Annotated in this window: 15 protein-coding genes; 8 read left to right on the top strand and 7 right to left on the bottom strand. The window is 72.2% G+C overall.

Translation table 11 applies throughout. The features are described 5' to 3' along the window. The first annotated feature begins 28 nt into the window (after positions 1 to 28). Positions 29 to 904, top strand: coding sequence for an MBL fold metallo-hydrolase (locus AB0J71_RS15575; RefSeq protein WP_364414611.1), 876 nt, complete (start codon positions 29 to 31; stop codon positions 902 to 904). On the opposite strand, the gene AB0J71_RS15570 is transcribed toward AB0J71_RS15575, so the two are convergent. From AB0J71_RS15570 to AB0J71_RS15560, 3 genes are read right to left on the bottom strand one after another with little or no spacing between them, the layout of a single operon-like run. After that, positions 901 to 2,655, bottom strand: coding sequence for an ABC transporter ATP-binding protein (locus AB0J71_RS15570; RefSeq protein WP_352325606.1), 1,755 nt, complete (start codon positions 2,653 to 2,655; stop codon positions 901 to 903). The two genes, AB0J71_RS15575 and AB0J71_RS15570, sit on opposite strands and share 4 nt — an antisense overlap. 2 nt (positions 2,656 to 2,657) lie before the next feature. Next, positions 2,658 to 4,346 (bottom strand): ABC transporter ATP-binding protein, encoded by a 1,689-nt coding sequence (locus AB0J71_RS15565; protein ID WP_364392601.1) that lies wholly within the window; start codon positions 4,344 to 4,346, stop codon positions 2,658 to 2,660. A 55-nt stretch (positions 4,347 to 4,401) separates the two neighbouring features. Continuing rightward, a complete protein-coding gene (locus AB0J71_RS15560; protein WP_364414609.1) occupies positions 4,402 to 5,577 on the bottom strand; it encodes an MFS transporter in 1,176 nt (391 codons plus the stop codon). A 45-nt stretch (positions 5,578 to 5,622) separates the two neighbouring features. On the opposite strand from AB0J71_RS15560, the gene AB0J71_RS15555 reads away from it, so the two are divergent. Genes AB0J71_RS15555 through AB0J71_RS15535 form a run of 5 tightly spaced genes read left to right on the top strand, consistent with a single transcriptional unit; the run spans position 5,623 to position 12,633 of the window. Continuing rightward, entirely contained in the window at positions 5,623 to 9,135 is a 3,513-nt protein-coding gene (locus tag AB0J71_RS15555; protein ID WP_364414607.1) for a nitrate reductase subunit alpha, read from the top strand. Continuing rightward, the gene (gene narH, locus AB0J71_RS15550) at positions 9,135 to 10,736 is read left to right on the top strand and encodes a nitrate reductase subunit beta (protein WP_352324142.1); all 1,602 of its coding nucleotides are present in this window, start codon (positions 9,135 to 9,137) and stop codon (positions 10,734 to 10,736) included. The genes AB0J71_RS15555 and narH overlap by 1 nt, the downstream gene beginning before the upstream one ends. Then, entirely contained in the window at positions 10,733 to 11,287 is a 555-nt protein-coding gene (narJ, locus tag AB0J71_RS15545) for a nitrate reductase molybdenum cofactor assembly chaperone (protein WP_352324143.1), read from the top strand. Before narH ends, narJ begins: the two co-directional genes overlap by 4 nt. Continuing rightward, positions 11,284 to 11,964, top strand: a complete 681-nt coding sequence (gene narI, locus AB0J71_RS15540) for a respiratory nitrate reductase subunit gamma (RefSeq protein WP_364414605.1) — start codon at positions 11,284 to 11,286, stop codon at positions 11,962 to 11,964. Before narJ ends, narI begins: the two co-directional genes overlap by 4 nt. 48 nt (positions 11,965 to 12,012) lie before the next feature. Next, complete coding sequence (locus tag AB0J71_RS15535) at positions 12,013 to 12,633, top strand: phosphotransferase (RefSeq protein ID WP_352324145.1); 621 nt, start codon at positions 12,013 to 12,015, stop codon at positions 12,631 to 12,633. Between the two features lie 56 nt (positions 12,634 to 12,689). On the opposite strand, the gene AB0J71_RS15530 is transcribed toward AB0J71_RS15535, so the two are convergent. Continuing rightward, positions 12,690 to 13,109, bottom strand: coding sequence for a spore-associated protein A (locus AB0J71_RS15530; protein ID WP_352324146.1), 420 nt, complete (start codon positions 13,107 to 13,109; stop codon positions 12,690 to 12,692). A gap of 201 nt (positions 13,110 to 13,310) precedes the next feature. Between AB0J71_RS15530 and AB0J71_RS15525 the strand changes: the two genes are divergently transcribed. Next, entirely contained in the window at positions 13,311 to 13,700 is a 390-nt protein-coding gene (locus tag AB0J71_RS15525) for a VOC family protein (RefSeq protein ID WP_352324147.1), read from the top strand. 52 nt (positions 13,701 to 13,752) lie between these two features. On the opposite strand, the gene AB0J71_RS15520 is transcribed toward AB0J71_RS15525, so the two are convergent. Beyond that, the gene (locus tag AB0J71_RS15520; protein WP_352324148.1) at positions 13,753 to 14,940 is read right to left on the bottom strand and encodes an RtcB family protein; all 1,188 of its coding nucleotides are present in this window, start codon (positions 14,938 to 14,940) and stop codon (positions 13,753 to 13,755) included. Positions 14,941 to 15,206: 266 nt separating this feature from the next. Between AB0J71_RS15520 and AB0J71_RS15515 the strand changes: the two genes are divergently transcribed. Beyond that, the gene (locus AB0J71_RS15515) at positions 15,207 to 16,145 is read left to right on the top strand and encodes a sensor histidine kinase (protein WP_364414603.1); all 939 of its coding nucleotides are present in this window, start codon (positions 15,207 to 15,209) and stop codon (positions 16,143 to 16,145) included. A gap of 22 nt (positions 16,146 to 16,167) precedes the next feature. Here the strand turns inward: AB0J71_RS15515 and AB0J71_RS15510 are convergent, their stop codons facing one another. Both AB0J71_RS15510 and AB0J71_RS15505 read right to left on the bottom strand, forming a co-directional pair. Further along, positions 16,168 to 17,307, bottom strand: coding sequence for a CU044_5270 family protein (locus AB0J71_RS15510; protein WP_352324150.1), 1,140 nt, complete (start codon positions 17,305 to 17,307; stop codon positions 16,168 to 16,170). Then, complete coding sequence (locus tag AB0J71_RS15505) at positions 17,304 to 17,834, bottom strand: RNA polymerase sigma factor (RefSeq protein ID WP_352324151.1); 531 nt, start codon at positions 17,832 to 17,834, stop codon at positions 17,304 to 17,306. Before AB0J71_RS15505 ends, AB0J71_RS15510 begins: the two co-directional genes overlap by 4 nt. Positions 17,835 to 17,907: the final 73 nt, after the last annotated feature.

The raw sequence follows: 17,907 nt of genomic DNA, 5'->3' as shown, positions 1-17,907 counted from the left end.
TGAAAGGTTCTAGCTATAAGTTTCCGCCATGAGCACTTCCGAGAGCCTTCGCCTGCGCCGCCCGTCCACCCTTCGCTCGCTGCAGGTGGGCGACCTCAAGGTCACGTTCGTGCCCGACGGGAGCGTGCGGCTCAAGCCGTACGGCTGGCTGCCGGGCACCACCGAGCGCGACTGGGCCGAGCACGCCGACCACCTGGACGAGACCGGCAACCTCGTGGCCGGCATCGGCGGCCTGCTGGTGGAGGCGGGCGAGCGGGCCCTGCTGATCGACGCGGGGGTGGGCCCCGTGCACCAGCCGGACGACCCGGCCGACCCGCTGATCGGTGAGCTGCGCGGCGGCGACCTGCTGGACAACCTCGCCCGGCTGGGCCGCCGTCCCGAGGACGTCGAGGCGGTGGCCTTCACCCACCTGCACATCGACCACATCGGCTGGGCCTGTCACCCGGCCGCCGGCGGGCCCGCGTTCCCGTCCGCCGAGTACCTGTTCGCCGAGCCCGAATGGGCCGAGCGCCACCGGACGCTCGACTTCGGCACGCCGGAGGAGGCCCTGACGGCCATGGCCCCCCGGGTCAGGACGTTCGGCGACGGCGAGGAGATCTTCCCCGGGGTGCGGGCCACGTTCGCGCCCGGTCACACCTCCGGGCACACCGCCTACACGATCACCTCGGGCGGGCAGCGGCTGCTGGCCTTCGGCGACGCCCTGCACTCCCCCGTGCAGGTGCGCCGTCCCGAGTGGCCGGCCGGCTCCGACCTGGACCGCGTGGAGTCGACCGTGCACCGGCGGCGGCTGGTCGAGGAGCTGCTGCGGCCGGACACGATCGGCTTCGGCATCCACTTCGCCGACGTGGTCTTCGGCCGCGCGCGGGACACGGCCGAAGGACCGGTCTGGGAGCCCGTGGCCTAGGGAGTGGCGGCGGGGGTGCCGTGCCAGCTCGCCCACAGGGCCGCGTACGAGCCGCCCTCGGCGACCAGCTCCTCGTGCGGGCCCAGCTCGGTGATCCGGCCGTCCTCCACGACGGCCACCCGGTCGGCGTCGTGCGCGGTGTAGAGCCGGTGGGCGATGGCGATCACCGTACGCCCCTCCAGGACGGCGGCCAGCGAGCGTTCCAGGTGGCGCGCGGCCCGCGGATCGATCAGCGAGGTGGCCTCGTCGAGCACCAGCGTGTGCGGGTCGGCCAGGACCAGCCGGGCCAGCGCGAGCTGCTGGGCCTGCGCGGGCGGCACGGCGGCGCCGCCGGACCCGACCTCGGTCTCCAGCCCCTCGGGCAGCGTCTGCACCCAGTCGAGCGCGTCGACCGCGGCCAGCGCCGCGCGCACCGCCGCGTCGTCCGCGCCGGGGCGGGCGATCAGCAGGTTGTCGCGGACGGTGCCCTTGAACACGTGGTGCTCCTGGGTGACCAGCGCGACGTGCCCGCGCAGGTCGTCGAGCGGCAGGTCGACCAGCGGCACGCCGCCCACGCTGACCGCGCCGGTGCGCGGCCCGTGGATGCCGGCCAGCAGCCGTCCGAGCGTGGACTTGCCGGCCCCCGACGGGCCGACCATGGCCAGCCGCTCGCCCGGCTCGACGGTCAGCGACACGCCGTGCAGCACGTCGCGGCCCTCGCGGTAGGCGTACCTGACGTCGTCGGCGCGCAACAGCTCGCCGGCCGGGCGGGCGGCGGTGGGCTGGCGGTCGTCGGGCACGTTGGCCACGCCGAGCAGCCGGGCCATGGCCGCGCCGCCCACCTGGAGCTCGTCGATCCACATGAGGAACCGGTCGAGCGGGTCGATGAGCTGCTGGGCGTAGACCAGGGCGGCGGTGACCTGCTGGACCGTCACCCAGTCGTTGGTGTAGAACAGGCCGCCGACCAGGAGCGTGGAGACCACCGGGATGACGTAGCCGAGCTCGACCGCGGGGAACCAGAGCGTCCGCAGGCCCAGGGTGTAGCGCTCGGCGGCGTAGGAGCGGCGGATGTCGCCGTCGGTGCGCTCGCGCCGGCGTTCCTGGAGGCCGAGCGCCTCCACGGCCCGCGCGCCCTCGACGGTCTCGGCCAGGCCCTCGGTCATGTCGGCGTACGCGGCGTTCTCGCGCAGGTAGCCGTCGCGCGCCCGCTTGAGGTACCAGCGGGTCGCGAACCAGATCAGCGGGCCGGCGACCAGCATCGGCAGCATGAGCTGCGGGCTGACCAGCACCAGCGCGCCCATGGTGATCACGAAGGTGACCAGCGCGATGAGCGTCTCCGGCACGGCGTGCCGGACGGTCCTGGACAACGAGTCGACGTCGCGGGAGGTACGGGTGATCAGGTCGCCGGCGCCCGCCCGCTCGACCGTGGACAGCGGCAGGCCGAGCACCCGGTCGACGAACTCCTCGCGCAGCTCGGCCAGCACCTTCTCGCCCAGCCTGGCCGAGGCCAGCACGGCGAAGCGGACCAGCAGGCCCTGGAGGAACAGGAACGCGCCGATGACGACGGCCACGAGCAGCCCGTCGACCTCGCCGCCGTCCTGGACGGTCTGGACCAGGCTGCCGAGCTGCCACGGCACGACGAGCCCGGCGACGGCGGCCAGGCCGTGCAGGGCCAGGGCGACGGTGAGCTGCCGCGGGTACTTCAGCGTCAGCCGGCGCGCGTAGGCGCGCACCTGTCTCCGGTCGGCGACCGGCAGGATCTCGCGGGCCACGGTCAGCCCTCCCCTCGGGTCACGGTCGCGGCGTATTCGGGGGACGCGTCCAGCAGGTGCCGGTGTGTCCCCTCGGCCAGCACCCGGCCGTCGGCCACGTAGACCACGTGGTCGGCCCGGTCGAGCACCAGCGGGCTGGTCGTGCAGATCATGGTGGTGCGGCCGGCGCGCGCCTTGGCCAGCCGCTCGGCGATGCGGGCCTCGCTGTGGGCGTCGACGGCGCTGGTGGGCTCGACCAGGATGAGCACCTCGGGGTCGGCGACCAGGGCCCGCGCCAGGCGCAGCCGCTGCTGCTGGCCGCCGGAGAACTCGCGCCCGGCCTCGGACACCTGGGCGTCGAGGCCGTCGGGCAGCGCCTCGACGATGTCCTCGGCGCAGGCGGCGTGCAGGGCCGCGCGCACGTCCTCGTCGGTGGCCGCGTCGCGGACGTCGAGCTCGTTCCTGAGCGTGCCGGTGAACAGGCGGGCGTCGTTGCCGGCGACCAGGATGCGCGCGCGGATCTCGGCCATGGGCAGCGAGGCCAGCTCGACGGCGCCGAAGGTGACGTCGCCCGGCGCGTACCGGCCGAGGCGGTCGGCGATGGCGGCGGCCTCCTCGGGCGCGTCGGCCGCGACCGCGGTGAGCATGCCGGGCTGGAGGGTGACGCCGCTGTAGCAGTCGCGCAGCACGCCGCCGGCGCTGGTCTCGGTGCCGCCGGCGACCTCCGGCTCGATCGCCAGGATGCGGATGACGCGGCGGGCCGCGACGTGGCCCTTGGTGAGCTTGTCAGCGGCCTCGGTCAAGGTACGCAGCGGGCCGATGAGGAAGGCGGCGTAGCCGTAGAGCGCGACGAGGTCGCCGGTGCTGATCTCGCCGCCGACCGCGAATGTGGCGCCGATGCCGGTGACGACCGCGATGAGCAGGCCGGGCAGCAGGATCTGGGCGCCTTCGAGCAGCGACTCGACCCGGGCCACGCCCACACCGGCGTGCCGCACGCGCTGGGACTCCTCGCCGTAGCGGCCGGCGAACACCTGCTCGCCGCCGATGCCGCGGAGCACCCGCAGGCCGGCCACGATGTCGGCGGCCCTGGTGGACAGCTCGCCGGTCAGCTCGCGCTGCCGCTTCTGCCGCCGGTGCAGCGGCTTGAGCAGCGGCGAGACGGCGACCGCCATGAGCGGCACGCCGAACAGCACGAGCAGCCCGAGCGGGACCGACGTCGTCAGCAGGATGACGGTGACCGCGACGATGGCCACCACGGACCCGGTGCCGCGCAGCAGGATGTCCATGGAGCTGCCGATGTGGGCGATGTCGGAGTTGCCGACGCTGACGACCTCGCCGGTCGAGACCTTCTTGGGCAGCGTGGCCCCGAGCCTGGCGGCCTGCCGCGCGGTCACCTGGACGGTGCGGTAGGCGGCCGACAACCAGTTGAACACCGCCATCCGGTGCCGCATGATCCCGGTGAACGCCTGCAGCAGCCCCAGCCCGAGCAGGATCGACGCCCAGGTCAGCAGCGCGCGGGTGTCCTTGGCGGTGACCGCGTCGATGCCCTTGCCGAGCACCGCGGGCACGAGCGCCTGCACCAGCCACCACAGCGTGGCGAAGCCGATGCCGGCGAGCAGGGCACGCGCCTGACGCCGCGCGTTCCACCACAGGTAGCGGAGCGGGCTGCGGATGTCGGGCAGGCCGGGATCGGCCTCAGGAAGGGAGCGCATGGTCTGACAAGGTTGACAAGCCGGCGCCCGGCCCGGCAAACGGTTTTTCGCCTGGCTAACGATCGGGCACGTGCCGGAACGTGCGCACGGTGTAGAGCAACGTGACCAGGGCGGTCAGCGCGAGCAGCAGGTAGCCCACGGTGTACGACCCGGACGCGCCGTAGACGGCCCCCATCACCAGCGGCGGGAAGTACCCGCCGAGCCCGCCGGCCGCGCCCACGAGCCCCGTCACCGTCCCGACCTTCGACGCCTCGACGAGCTCGGCCACCAGGGCGAAGACGCCGCCCGTGCCGAGCCCGAGGAAGAAGGCGATGAGCACGAAGCAGGCCCCGGCGGGCACCTCGGCGGGCGGCCGGAACGACAGCGCGACCGCCATCACGACCGTCCCGGCCAGCGAGATGAGCAGCACCCTGACCGGCCCGATCCGGTCGGACAACGTGCCGCCGATCGGCCGGGCGGCGACGGCGGCGATCGAGAAGCCGGCCGTGCGCAGCCCGGCGCCCGTCTGGGCGAAGTGGTAGACGTTCTGCAGCAGGGTCGGCAGGTACGTCGAGAACGCCACGAACCCGCCGAAGGTGACGGCGTACAGGAAGGCGCACTGCCAGGTGGCCCTGAGCTTCGTCGCCTCGCGCATCCTGGGCAGGGCCGGGGCGGTGGCGGGCGACCAGGCGGGCGAGTCGCGGCTGCCGCCGATCATGATCACGCCCATCAGGGCGAGCACCGCGGCCATGAGCAGGTGGGTCGCGAACCGGCCGAACTCCTCCACCAGGCGGGGGGTGAAGAACGCCGACAGCGCGGTGCCGCCCATGCCGGCGCCGAACACGCCGGTGGCGAACCCTCTGCGGGCGGGCTCGTACCAGGCGTTGACGAACGGGATGCCGATGGCGAACGACGTGCCGGGGACGCCCAGCAGGAACCCCCAGAACAGCAGCCACCCGTACGACTCGGACCAGCCCACGAGCAGGACGGGCACGATCGACACGAAGCAGATGACCGCGAACATGCGCCGCCCGCCGAGCCGGTCGGCCAGCACGCCCACCGGGATGCGCCCGAGCGAGCCGACCAGCACCGGGATCGCGACAAGCAGCGAGGTCTGTGTCGCGGACAGGTGCAGCTGCCTGCTGTAACTGCCCGACAGGGGGCCGATGAGGTTCCAGGCCCAGAACGTCACGGCGAAGGCCGCCGTGGCCAGCGCCAGGTTCCGCACCTGACCTTTACGAAGCACAGACATACACCCTGTGTAACAGAGGGTCACCTTCTGTGATGAAGTGGGGGTATGAGCGCCGAGGATCTCCTGCTGAAGACCGGTCGGTTCCTCCGCAGATCGGCCACCAGCGGTGACCTGCGGACTCTCTATCTGAAAGGCGGCACGGAAGGCGACGCCTTCTACCGCGACCGGTGGAGCCACGACAAGGTGGTGCGCTCGACGCACGGCGTGAACTGCACCGGTTCGTGCTCGTGGAAGGTGTTCGTCAAGGACGGCATCATCACCTGGGAGACGCAGGAGACCGACTATCCGGGCGTGGGCCCCGACCGGCCGGAGTACGAGCCGCGCGGCTGCCCGCGCGGGGCGGCCTTCTCCTGGTACACCTACTCGCCGACGCGGATCCGCTACCCGTACGCGCGGGGCGTGCTGGTGCAGCTCTACCTGGAGGCGCGGGAGCGGCTGGGCGACCCGGTGGCCGCCTGGGCCGAGGTCACCACCGATCCGGAGAAGCGGGCGAGCTACCAGGGCGCGCGCGGCCGGGGCGGGCTCGTCCGGGTGACCTGGGACCTGGCCGTCGAGATGATCGCCGCGGCGCACGTGCACACCATCCAGGCGTACGGGCCGGACCGGGTCGCGGGGTTCTCCCCCATCCCGGCGATGTCGATGGTCTCCCACGCCGTCGGCTCCCGGTTCGTGTCGCTGATCGGCGGCACGATGCTCTCCTTCTACGACTGGTACGCCGACCTGCCGGTGGCCTCGCCGCAGGTGTTCGGCGACCAGACCGACGTCCCGGAGTCGGCCGACTGGTGGGACGCCGCGTACCTGATGATGTGGGGCTCCAACGTCCCGGTCACCCGCACGCCGGACGCCCACTGGATGGCCGAGGCGCGCTACCGGGGCCAGAAGGTCGTGGTGGTCTCGCCCGACTTCAGCGACGCGGCCAAGTTCGCCGACGAGTTCCTGAGCGTGCGTCCCGGCACGGACGGCGCCCTGGCCATGGCCATGGGCCACGTGCTGCTGAAGGAGTTCTTCGTCGACCGCGAGGTGCCGTACTTCACCGGCTACGTCAAGCGCTGCACCGACCTGCCCTTCCTGGTCACGCTGCGCGAGCACGAGGACGCGTACGTGCCGGACAAGTTCCTCACGGCCAAGGACCTGGGCTCGGCGGAGGAGGCGGCCGAGTGGAAGACCGTGCTCATGGCCGGGTCCGGCGAGCCGGTGGTCCCGAACGGCTCGGTCGGCTTCCGCTGGACCGACTCCGGCGAGGGCCGCTGGAACCTCGATCTGGACGTCGACCCGAAGCTCACCCTGTACGGCGGCGAGTGCGTCCAGCTCCTGCTGCCGCGCTTCGACGGCGAGGGCGCCCTGCGCCGGGGCGTGCCGGTCGCCCGCGTCGGCGGACGGCTGGTGACGACGGTGTTCGACCTGCTGCTCGCCCAGTACGGCGTCCCCAGGCCGGGCCTGCCGGGCGTCTGGCCGGGCGGGTACGACGACGCGGCCGAGCCGTACACGCCGGGCTGGCAGGAGCCGGTCACCGGCGTCCCGGCCGAGCGGGTGGTCAAGATCACCCGCGAGTTCGCCAGGACGGCGGAGACCACCCGCGGCCGCTGCATGATCATCATGGGCGCGGGCGCCACCCAGTGGTTCCACGGCGACACCATCTACCGGGCGTTCCTGTCGCTGCTGCTGCTGACCGGCTGCCAGGGGCGCAACGGCGGCGGCTGGGCCCACTACGTCGGCCAGGAGAAGTGCCGCCCGCAGAGCGGCTGGGCGGTGCTGGCCGGCGCGCTCGACTGGTCGCGCCCGCCGCGGCAGGCGCCCGGCACGCCGTACTGGTACCTGCACACCGACCAGTGGCGTTACGACCGGTTCGACGCCGGCGCGCTGACCTCGCCGCTCGGGCCCGGCGCGTTCCGCGGCAGGCACACGGCCGACCTGGTGGCCGAGGCCGTGCGCAACGGCTGGATGCCGATGTCGCCCGCCTTCGACCGCAACCCGCTGGAGCTGGGCGAGCACGAGGACCCCGTGGCGTACACGCTGGAGGAGCTGCGGCAGGGCAGGCTCCGGCACGCCGCCGAGGACCCCGACGACCCGGCCAACTGGCCGCGGGTGCTGACCCTGTGGCGGTCGAACCTGCTCGGCTCGTCGGCCAAGGGCAACGAGTACTTCCTGCACCACCTGCTCGGCGCCACGTCCAACCTGGAACACCCCGACCCCGAGGCGCCGAGGGGCAAGCTGGACCTGCTGCTCACGCTCGACTTCCGGATGACGTCCTCGACGGTCTACTCCGACATCGTGCTGCCCGCCGCCACCTGGTACGAGAAGTACGACCTGTCCTCGACGGACATGCACCCGTTCGTGCACGCGTTCAACCCGGCCATCTCGCCGCCCTGGGAGACCAGGACGGACTTCGCCGCCTTCCACGCCATCGCCAGGGCCTTCAGCGCGCTGGCCAAGGAGCGGCTGGGGGTGCGCAGGGACGTCGTGGTGGTCCCGTACCAGCACGACACGCCGGGCGAGACCGGGCAGCCCGGCGGGCGCGCGTCCGGCGCGCCGGAGCCGACGCTGAAGGTGGTCGAGCGCGACTACGGCGCGGTCGCGGAGCAGCTGGCCGCGCTCGGCCCGCTCACCGAGCGGCTCGGCCTCCAGGTCAAGGGCGTGACCTTCATGCCGGACGAGGAGGTCGCCTGGCTCGGCCAGCGCTGCGGCCTGGTGCCGCGCGGCGTGGCGAAGGGCCGTCCCGAGCTGGACACCGACGCCAAGGCGTGCGAGACGATCCTCGCGCTGTCCGGGGTGAGCAACGGCAGGCTGGCCGCCCAGGGTTTCCGCCAGCTCGCCCGGCGCACCGGCCGCAGCTTCGACGACCTGATGGACGAGGGTCACCGCATCGTCTTCGCCGACACCCAGGCCCGGCCCACGCACATCGCGGCCAGCCCGGAGTGGTCGGGCAAGGAGGCGCACGACCGCCGCTACTCGCCGTTCACGATCAACGTCGAGAACGGCAAGCCCTGGCACACGCTCACCGGTCGCATGCACTTCTTCCTCGACCACGACTGGATGCACGAGTACGGCGAGGCCCTGCCGGTCTACCGGCCGCCGCTGGACATGGCCGAGCTCTTCGGCGAGAGCGCCACCCTGCGCTACCTGACCCCGCACTCCAAGTGGTCGATCCACTCCGAGTACCAGGACAACCTGCTCATGTTGTCGCTGTCGCGCGGCGGCCCGACCATCTGGATGTCCACCGAGGACGCGACCCGGCTCGGCATCGCCGACAACGACTGGATCGAGGCGGTCAACCGCAACGGCGTCGTGGTGGCCCGGGCCATCGTGTCCCACCGCATGCCGAAGGGCACGGTCTACATGTTCCACGCCCAGGACCGGCTGATCGACGTGCCGAAGTCGGAGGAGACCGGCCGCCGCGGCGGCATCCACAACGCGCTGACCAGGGTGCTGATCAAGCCCACGCACATGATCGGCGGCTACGCCCAGCTCTCGTACGCCTTCAACTACCTCGGCCCCACGGGCAACCAGCGGGACGAGGTCACCACCATTCGCCGCAGGTCGCAGGAGGTGCGCTACTGATGAAGATCATGGCTCAGATCGCCATGGTGATGAACCTGGACAAGTGCATCGGCTGTCACACCTGTTCCGTCACCTGCAAACAGACCTGGACGAACCGTCCCGGCGTCGAGTACGTCTGGTTCAACAACGTCGAGACCCGCCCCGGCCAGGGCTACCCCCGCCGGTACGAGGACCAGGAACGCTGGCGGGGCGGCTGGAAGCTCGACCGCAGGGGCCGCCTGACACTGCGCGCCGGAGGCCGGTTCCGCAAGCTGGCCACCATCTTCGCCAACCCGCTCATGCCCTCCATCCAGGACTACTACGAGCCCTGGACCTACGACTACGAGAACCTGACCCGCGCCCCGCTCTCCGACGACGTCCCGGTGGCGCCGCCGAGGTCGCTGATCAGCAACGAGCCCATGAAGATCCGCTGGAGCGCCAACTGGGACGACAACCTGGGCGGCGACCCGTCCCCCGACCCGGTGCTGGGCAAGGTGTCGGAGCAGGTCAGGCTGGACTTCGAGCAGGCGTTCATGTTCTACCTGCCGCGCATCTGCGAGCACTGCCTGAACCCGTCCTGCGTGGCCTCGTGCCCGTCGGGGGCCATGTACAAGCGGGCCGAGGACGGGATCGTCCTGGTGGACCAGGACAGTTGCCGGGGCTGGCGGATGTGCGTGACGGGGTGCCCGTACAAGAAGGTCTACTTCAACCACCGGACCGGCAAGGCCGAGAAGTGCACCTTCTGCTACCCGCGGGTCGAGGTGGGGCTGCCGACGGTGTGCTCGGAGACCTGCGTGGGCCGCCTGCGCTACCTCGGGGTGCTGCTCTACGACGCCGACCGGGTGAGCCAGGCCGCCTCGGTGGCCGACGAGCGCGACCTGTACGAGGCCCAGCTCGGCGTCTTCGTCGACCCCGACGACCCGGCCGTGGCCACGGCGGGGCTGCCGGCCGACTGGATCGAGGCGGCCCGCAGATCCCCCGTATACGACCTGATTATGAAATATCGCATAGCGCTCCCCTTGCACCCGGAGTACCGGACGTTGCCGATGGTCTGGTACGTCCCGCCGCTCTCCCCCGTCGTGGACGCCCTGGCGAACACCGGGCACGACGGCGAGGACGCGGACAACCTGTTCGCCGCCATCGAGTCGCTGCGCATCCCCGTGGAGTACCTGGCCGAGCTGTTCACCGCGGGCGATCCCGTGCCGGTGACGGCCGCGCTGCGCCGGCTGGCCGCGATGCGCTCGTACATGCGGGGGGTCAACCTGGGGCAGGAGCCGGTCCTGCCGGACACCGGCCTGACCGAGGACGACATCAGGGCCATGTACCGCCTGCTGGCCCTGGCCAAGTACGAGGAGCGGTACGTGATCCCGACCGCGTACGGCAACGTGCCCGGCGTGGTCGAGGAGGCCGGCTGCAGCCTCGACTACTACGGCGGCCCCGGCATGCAGGCCCCCTTCGGGGAGGCGTCGGGCAGGCCGCTGCCGGTCTCCGTCGAGTCCTTCCACGGGCTCAAGGACCGCCAGACCAGCGACGAGATCACCCACGACCGGGTGAACCTCCTCAACTGGGACGGCCGGGGCATCCCAGCAGGTCTCTTCCCCCCGAAGAAGGGGAAATCATGAACAAGGCCGTGATCTGGCAGGCCGCCGCGCACCTGCTCGCCTACCCCGACGAACGTTTCCACCGCCGCCTGCCGCTGATCAGGGAGGCCGCCGAGCCGCACTTCGCGGCGTTCCTGGCGCGGATCGCGGACCTGGACGCGGGCGACCTGGCCGCGCACTACGTCGACACGTTCGACCTGCACCGGCGCTGCTGCCTCTACCTGACCTACTACACCGACGGCGACACCCGCCGCCGCGGCGCGTCCCTGGCCGCGCTCAAGCAGCGTTACCGCGTGGCCGGCTGGGAGCTGCTGGACGACGAGCTGCCCGACTTCCTGCCGGTCGTGCTGGAGTTCGCGGCGCTCGACCCGTCCGGCGTGGCGTTGCTGAGGGAGCATCGCGTCGGGCTCGATCTGCTGCTGTCCGCCCTGACCGAGCTGGGCTCGCCGTACGCGGAGGTGATCGGGGTGGTGTGCGCGGCGCTGCCGCCGCCCACGGCCGCCGAACGCGCCGCCGCGCACCGCCTGGCCGCCGGGGGGCCGCCGGCCGAGACCGTGGGAGGGTACCGGTGAGCTGGGGCGAGAGCATGTTGTGGGTGGTCACGCCGTACGTCACCCTGGTGATCTTCATCGGCGGCCTGATCTGGCGGTACCGGTACGACAAGTTCGGCTGGACCACCCGGTCGTCGCAGCTCTACGAGAGCCCGCTGCTGCGCGTGGCCAGCCCGGTGTTCCACTACGGCCTGATCTTCGTGATCATCGGGCACGTGACCGGCCTGCTCGTCCCGCTCTCCTGGACGGACGCGATCGGCGTGTCGAACGAGGCGTACCACGCCAACGCCCTGATCTGGGGCGGCCTGGCCGGGCTGGCCACGCTGGTGGCGCTGGCCCTGCTGGTCTACCGCCGCCGGACGAACGGGCCCGTCTTCCTGGCCACGACGAAGAACGACAAGACCATGTACGTGGTGCTCGCCGCGGCGATCGTCGCGGGCGTGGTGACGACGGTGGCGGGGTTCGTGCCGAGCGAGGTGAGCTACCGGACGACGGTCGCCCCCTGGTTCCGCGGCATCTTCGTGCTCGCCCCGGACGCCACCGCGATGGGGCACGCGAGCGTCCTTTACAAGGTGCACACCGTGATCGGGATGGCGTTGTTCGTGCTTTTCCCGTTCAGCCGCCTCGTGCACGCGCTTTCGGCCCCGATAACCTATTTGTTCCGCCCTTACATCGTGTATCGGGCCCGGTCCCGATAGCGCGCCGCGCCGCCCGGAACGGGGGCGGGTGCGTCAGAATCGTTGGCTGTGGAGCACGGGTACACCAACAGCACGGTCGGCGACGGCGCTCTGGTCGTCAAGTGTTACCAGGGCCCGGAGGCCGCCTTCAGGCTGGGCACGGAGAGCAGGTACCTGCGCCGGCTGCGCGGCCGGCTGCCGGTGCCGCGCGTGCACCAGATCACCGCCACGAGCCTGACCACCCGCTTCGTGGCCGGCGCCCACGGCCAGGACCTGCTGGACGAGGGCCGCGCCGCCGAGGTGCTGGCCGAGTGCGGCCGGGTCCTGGCCCGCATCCACCGCCTCGGCATCGTGCACGGCGACTACGGTCCCCAGAACCTGCTGTTCGACCCCGCCACGTTCGAGACCACCGCGATCCTCGACTGGGAGTGGGCCCATCCGGGCCGGCCGGTGGAGGACCTCGCCTGGTGCGAGTGGATCGTCCGCAGCCACCACCCCGAGCACGTGGCCCTGCTGCCGCGCTTCTTCGACGCCTACGGCGGGCCGGTGCCGTCCTGGGCCGAGCGGCAGGCGTCGATGGTGGCGCGCTGCCGCGACCTGCTGGAGTTCTGCGGCCGGTGGGAGCCGGGCGGGGGCGGCGAGAAGTTGTGGCGCGAACGCCTCGACCTCACCGCCGCCTGGAGCGCCTGACGCGTCGCGCGATGCCCGAGCCCCGGGAGGCGAGGCTCGGACGTCCTCGACCGGGATCAGCCGCAGTGGCTCCAGCCGCTGGTCCACACGTACGGCGACTCGTCCCAGGCGCCGCCCCACTTGACGCAGGTGTTCACGGCCGACAGGATCACCGGTCCCGCGTACGACTTGAACTCACCGGCGTCGGTCTTGGTCGCGCCGCCCTGCACGCTCAGCGTCGCCCGCATCCACCGCGTGTACGGCGTCTTGTTGACCGTCACCACGCAGTTCTTGCCGGTGCCGGAGTTGTAGGACAGGTAGATCGTGCCCAGCGCCGTGCTGCCGGACTTGAACGGGTGCGAGTCGATGACGCGGAACCCGGACCCGCACACGCCGGCCGGGTCCACGGCGGCGACGGCGGCCTGTGCGGGCAGGGCGCCGGCCAGACCGCAGGCGAGCACGCCCGCGGCGAAGAGCGTCTTGGTGATCGTGCGCATGTTCATCCTTACTGTCGCTCCTGAACGTCCGTCAGCTTCGCGCAGCGAGTGATCAAGAAGGCGAACGGCAGGCGAACAACACACAAATGCGATTTCGGTTCCCCCGTAATCCACGGCCTTCCGGCCCGGCCGGAGGACGGTCACCCCGGTGCGGGCGGGTCTCCGGCGACATGCGGGCTGCTTTGGGGCAGGATCCCAGCCATGGTGTCGGTATTGCAGAATGTCGCGATCGACTGCGCGGATCCGTACGAGCTCGCCCGGTTCTGGAGCGAGGTGACCGGCTGTCCCGTCCACCCGGAGGACCGCCCGGGCGACGAGGAGGTGCGGGTGATGCTGAAGGAGGGCCCGATCCTGCACTTCAACAAGGTGCCGGAGCCGAAGGCGGCCAAGAACCGGCTGCACCTGTGCCTGCGTCCCGGCTCCACGCGCGACGAGGAGGTCGAGCGCCTGGTGCGCCGGGGCGCCACGCTGATCGCCGACCTGCGCGAGCCGGACGGCACGGGCTGGGCGGTGCTCGCCGACCCCGAGGGCAACGAGTTCTGCGTCCTGCGCAGCGCCGCCGAGCGCGCCGGGACGGCCCCGCACCCCTGAGCCGTCCCGCGTGACCGCGCCCCGCACGGCCCGTCCCGGGGCCGTGCGGGCCTCAGCCCTTGATGGAGATGAGCTGCCGCAGGTGCGCCACGACCTCCACCAGGTCCCGCTGCGCGGCCATCACCGACTCCAGGTCCTTGTACGCCCCCGGGATCTCGTCGATCACCCCGGGATCCTTGCGGCACTCGACCCCGAACGTCTGCTCCTCCAGGTCCTTGACCGTGAACGTCTTCTTGGCCTTGGTCCTGCTCATCTTCCGCCCGGCCCCGTGCGAGGCCGAGTTGAACGCCCGCGGGTTCCCCAGCCCCTTCACGATGTACGTGCCGGTGGCCATCGAGCCCGGGATGATCCCCAGGTCCCCGCTGCCCGCCCGGATCGCCCCCTTACGGGTGACGAGCACGTCCACCCCGTCGTAGCGCTCCTCGGCCACGTAGTTGTGGTGGCAGGAGATGGGCTGGTCGAAGCCGATGCCCGGCAGGTGGCGGCGCAGGACGTCGCAGACCAGGCCCATCATCAGCGCCCGGTTGCGGCGCGCGTAGTCCTGGGCCCAGTACAGGTCGCGGCGGTAGGCGTCCATCTCCGGGGTGTGGCCGAGGAACACCGCCAGGTCCCGGTCCACCAGGCCCTGGTTGTGTGACAGGCCGCGGGCCACCCCGATGTGGTGCTCGGCCAGCTCCTTGCCGATGTTGCGCGACCCCGAGTGCAGGACCACCCACACCCAGCCCTCGTCGTCGGCGCACACCTCCAGGAAGTGGTTGCCGCCGCCCAGCGTGCCCATCTGCGCCTCGGCCCGCTCGCGGCGGCCGTGGACGGCCGGGGCCAGGTCGTCGAACTCGCGCCAGAACTCCGCCCACCCGGCCGTCCGCATCCCGTGCACCTTGGCGGGATCGACGGGCCGCTTGTGGTGCTGGAAGCCGACGGGGACCGCCTGCTCCAGCTTCCCCCGCAGGTAGGCCAGGTTGTCGGGAAGCTGCGAGGCCTTGTACGACGTCTTGACGGCGGTCATCCCGCAGCCGATGTCCACCCCGACGGCCGCCGGCGACACCGCGTCCTTCATCGCGATGACCGACCCGACCGTCGCCCCCTTGCCGTGGTGCACGTCGGGCATGACGGCGACGCCATGGACCCAGGGCAGGTTGGCCACGTTCCGCAGCTGCTGCATCGCCTGCGGGTCGACCGTCTCCGGCTCCGCCCACATCCGCAGCGGATGCCTGGTCCCGCTCACCTCGTTGTACGCCATGTCGCCTCCTCCCGTCCGCCTGCAAGAACATGATCTATCTGGCCAGACACGACATACCCCCTGCAACCGAATTAGCACGGCCACCGCGACCGGAGATCTTGGCAAGGCCGGGCCGGGTCCGCGCTTCATTGGCTATGGTGACCGTGGTGTGCCGACATACACCCTGTATGCGCGCACCCGGGAGATATACCGTTGAGAACGGCCCGACCCCTCCAACCGATCGTGGCCGGGCGCCAGCTCGCCGTCGCGGAGAAAACGGGGCGCACATGATCGCCGTCGCCGACCAGCCGGACGAGCAGCCGCTGGTCCACCAGGCGCTCGTCTACTCCAGCGACGCCGGCTTCCTGGCCGCGGCCGTGCCCTTCTGCCGCGACGGGCTGGCCGCGCGCGACAGGGTGCTCGTGGTGACCACGGCCGCCACCCTCGACCTGCTCACGCGGGCCCTCGGCGGCGACGCGGGCGACGTCGAGTTCGCCGAGGCCGGCGGCTGGTACGACGCCCCCGGCCGCACCCTGGCCGCCTACGGCCGCTACCTCGACGCCCATCCCCGGGCCAGGGTGATCGGCGAGCCCGTCTGGCACGGCCGCACCCCGGCCGAGGAGGCCGAGTGGACCCGGTACGAGTCGGTGGTCAACGCCGCCTTCGCCGCCCGCGCGGCCTGGATGGTCTGCGCCTTCGACACGCGCGCGGTGCCGGACCGGGTCGTCGGCGGCGCCCGCCGGACCCATCCGGGGCTGCTGACCGGTGACGGCCCCCGTGCCAGCACCGATTACGTCGAGCCCGAGTCCTTCAGCTTCGCCTCCGACCACGACCCGCTGCCGCCTCCGCCGCCCGGGGCCACCGGGCTGCGCTTCGACGGCGACCTGCACCGCGTGCGCCGGCACGTGCGGGCGACCGCCGAACGGCTCGGCCTGTCCCGCGCCCTGACCGACCGCCTGCTGCTGACCGTCAACGAGGTCGCCGCCAACGCCGTCGAGCACGGCGGCGGGCACGGCGACCTCGCGATCTGGACCGACGGGAACGCCGTCGTGTGCGACGTGACCGACCCGGGCAAGCTGACGGCCGTCCTGCCCGGCTACCTGCCGCCCGCCCCGACCGCCCTGCGCGGGCACGGCCTGTGGGTGGTGCGCCAGCTCTGCGACCTGCTCCAGGTGCGCTCGGAGCCGGCCGGGACCCGCTTCCGCCTGCACCTGCTGCGCGAGTGACGACGCGGGGCCGCCGCAGGGCTCAGCGCTTGGGGCCGGCGTCCGTCCAGCCGGCTTCCAGGACGGCCTCGGAGCTCGACACCGTGCCCGGCTCAAGGCCCTTCCGCAGGCCGCCCGGCTCGATCAGGACGCTCTCGGTGCCCAGCGCCCGCCCGGTGGCCTCGTCGAAGATCAGGCGGCTCTCCCGCAAGCCGGTGCGCTCGTCGCTCTGCCGGATGGCCGCGGCCGTGCCGGTACGCCCCTCGGCGTCGGTGACGTTCTCGATGACCTTGACGGAGTCGAGCCCGGCCAGCATGCGGAAGGCGGCGCCGCGCACCTGCGGTGTCACCGGCATGGAGACGATCAGCCCCACGCTGACCGTGAACAGCCAGGTGTCGGCAGCCATCTCCACGCTGGACGACTCGGTCGAATGCCCGTCGTAGGAGTCGAGCAGCCACTTCTTCAGCTTCGCCGGCTCGTCCGGCAGGCCGCGCAGGTCCTTCATCGTGACGTTGCGGCCGAGCCAGAACACCTTGTCGCCGTCGAGCAGGGGGCTGTGCGAGGTCGTGGCCTTGTCCGGGGTGGTCCGCAGGGTCAGCGGGGTCACCTTCTTCACCGGCACGACCACCTCGACCCCGGCGGGCGAGCCCGCCTGCTCCCAGGCCAGCCGGTCGGCCTCGCTCGCGGGCAGCGCGCCGAGCCGACGGGTGCGGCTCCACTGCTCGCCGCCGGTCGCGCGCGGCGTCCACTCCTCGTTGCGCTGCCGGTCCACCATCAGGTACCCGCCCTTGACGGCGGGGTAGGCGTACCTGCTCACCGTCACGGTGTACCACCAGTCGCCGGTACGGTCGGGCTGCCGGTCGGCCTTCTCCGCGGCGGCCAGCAGCACCTCCCTGGCCGACAGCGTGACCTTGCGCGGCGTCGCCGACGCGCTCTGCCCGGCCTGCGGAGCCTGCTTCCGGGGCGCCGGAGCCGCGTTCCCCGCCACCACGACGGCCACCGCGGTGGCCCCCGCCGCGAGGGCCGCGAGCCCCCACACCGGCCGTACGGCCGGGCGCCGGCGCCGGGACCCGCGCGGCCCGGACATGGCGTGCGCGAGCTCGGCGGCCCTGGTGCGCTCGTCCACCGGCCGGTCGCCGAGGTGCGCGGGCCGCGCGGCCCGGAGTTCGTCCATCGGGTTCATGACCACTCCTCGCTGAGGTTGCGCACGTAGGGGCGGGACGGTTCGGCGGACTCCATGGCTCGCGCGAGCCGCTTGCGGGCCCGGTGCAGCCGGACGCGGAAGGCCGCCGACGAGCAGCCGACGACCCGGGCGCCCTCCTTGGGCGACAGCCCGTGCCAGGCGACCAGCATGAGCACCTCCCGGTCGTCCTCGTGCAGCTCGGCCAGCGCCCGCAGCACGCCCATGCGCTCGGTCACCTGCTCGGCCACGTCCGGGCGGCCGTCCTCGGTCCACGAGCTCAGCTCGGCGGCCAGCGCGTCCCTGCGCGCCTGTGAGCGGGCGTCGTCGCGCAGGAGGTTGCGCGCCACGCCGAGCAGCCACGGCAGCGGCGGCTCCGGCACGTCGTCCAGCCGCCGCCACGCGATGGCGAACGTCTCGCTCACCACCTCGTCGGCCACCTGCCGGCCCGCACGACTGACCGCGTAGGCCCACACCCGTTGTCGGCATTCGTCGTACATGCCGGTGAAACGGTGGGAATCATCCGTCACCGCGCAGCCCCTTCGTCCCTGATGCGTTCTTCTGACACCGGGAAGTGGGGCGAACGCCCCTGTTGTTACAGCT

The sequence above is a fragment of the Nonomuraea sp. NPDC049637 genome (assembly GCF_040675235.1).
Lineage (GTDB): Bacteria > Actinomycetota > Actinomycetes > Streptosporangiales > Streptosporangiaceae > Nonomuraea.
The sequence above is the reverse complement of the archived record's forward strand: the minus strand, read 5'-3'. Positions and strand labels throughout refer to the sequence as shown.

Bases quoted from the DNA above. Each gene is read 5' to 3' on its own strand.
- AB0J71_RS15575 (WP_364414611.1), top strand. From the start codon at position 29: ATGAGCACTTCCGAGAGCCTTCGCCTGCGCCGCCCGTCCACCCTTCGC.
- AB0J71_RS15565 (WP_364392601.1), bottom strand. From the start codon at position 4,346: ATGCGCTCCCTTCCTGAGGCCGATCCCGGCCTGCCCGACATCCGCAGC.
- AB0J71_RS15560 (WP_364414609.1), bottom strand. From the start codon at position 5,577: ATGTCTGTGCTTCGTAAAGGTCAGGTGCGGAACCTGGCGCTGGCCACG.
- AB0J71_RS15555 (WP_364414607.1), top strand. From the start codon at position 5,623: ATGAGCGCCGAGGATCTCCTGCTGAAGACCGGTCGGTTCCTCCGCAGA.
- narH (WP_352324142.1), top strand. From the start codon at position 9,135: ATGAAGATCATGGCTCAGATCGCCATGGTGATGAACCTGGACAAGTGC.
- narJ (WP_352324143.1), top strand. From the start codon at position 10,733: ATGAACAAGGCCGTGATCTGGCAGGCCGCCGCGCACCTGCTCGCCTAC.
- AB0J71_RS15530 (WP_352324146.1), bottom strand. From the start codon at position 13,109: ATGCGCACGATCACCAAGACGCTCTTCGCCGCGGGCGTGCTCGCCTGC.
- AB0J71_RS15525 (WP_352324147.1), top strand. From the start codon at position 13,311: ATGGTGTCGGTATTGCAGAATGTCGCGATCGACTGCGCGGATCCGTAC.
- AB0J71_RS15520 (WP_352324148.1), bottom strand. From the start codon at position 14,940: ATGGCGTACAACGAGGTGAGCGGGACCAGGCATCCGCTGCGGATGTGG.
- AB0J71_RS15515 (WP_364414603.1), top strand. From the start codon at position 15,207: ATGATCGCCGTCGCCGACCAGCCGGACGAGCAGCCGCTGGTCCACCAG.
- AB0J71_RS15510 (WP_352324150.1), bottom strand. From the start codon at position 17,307: ATGAACCCGATGGACGAACTCCGGGCCGCGCGGCCCGCGCACCTCGGC.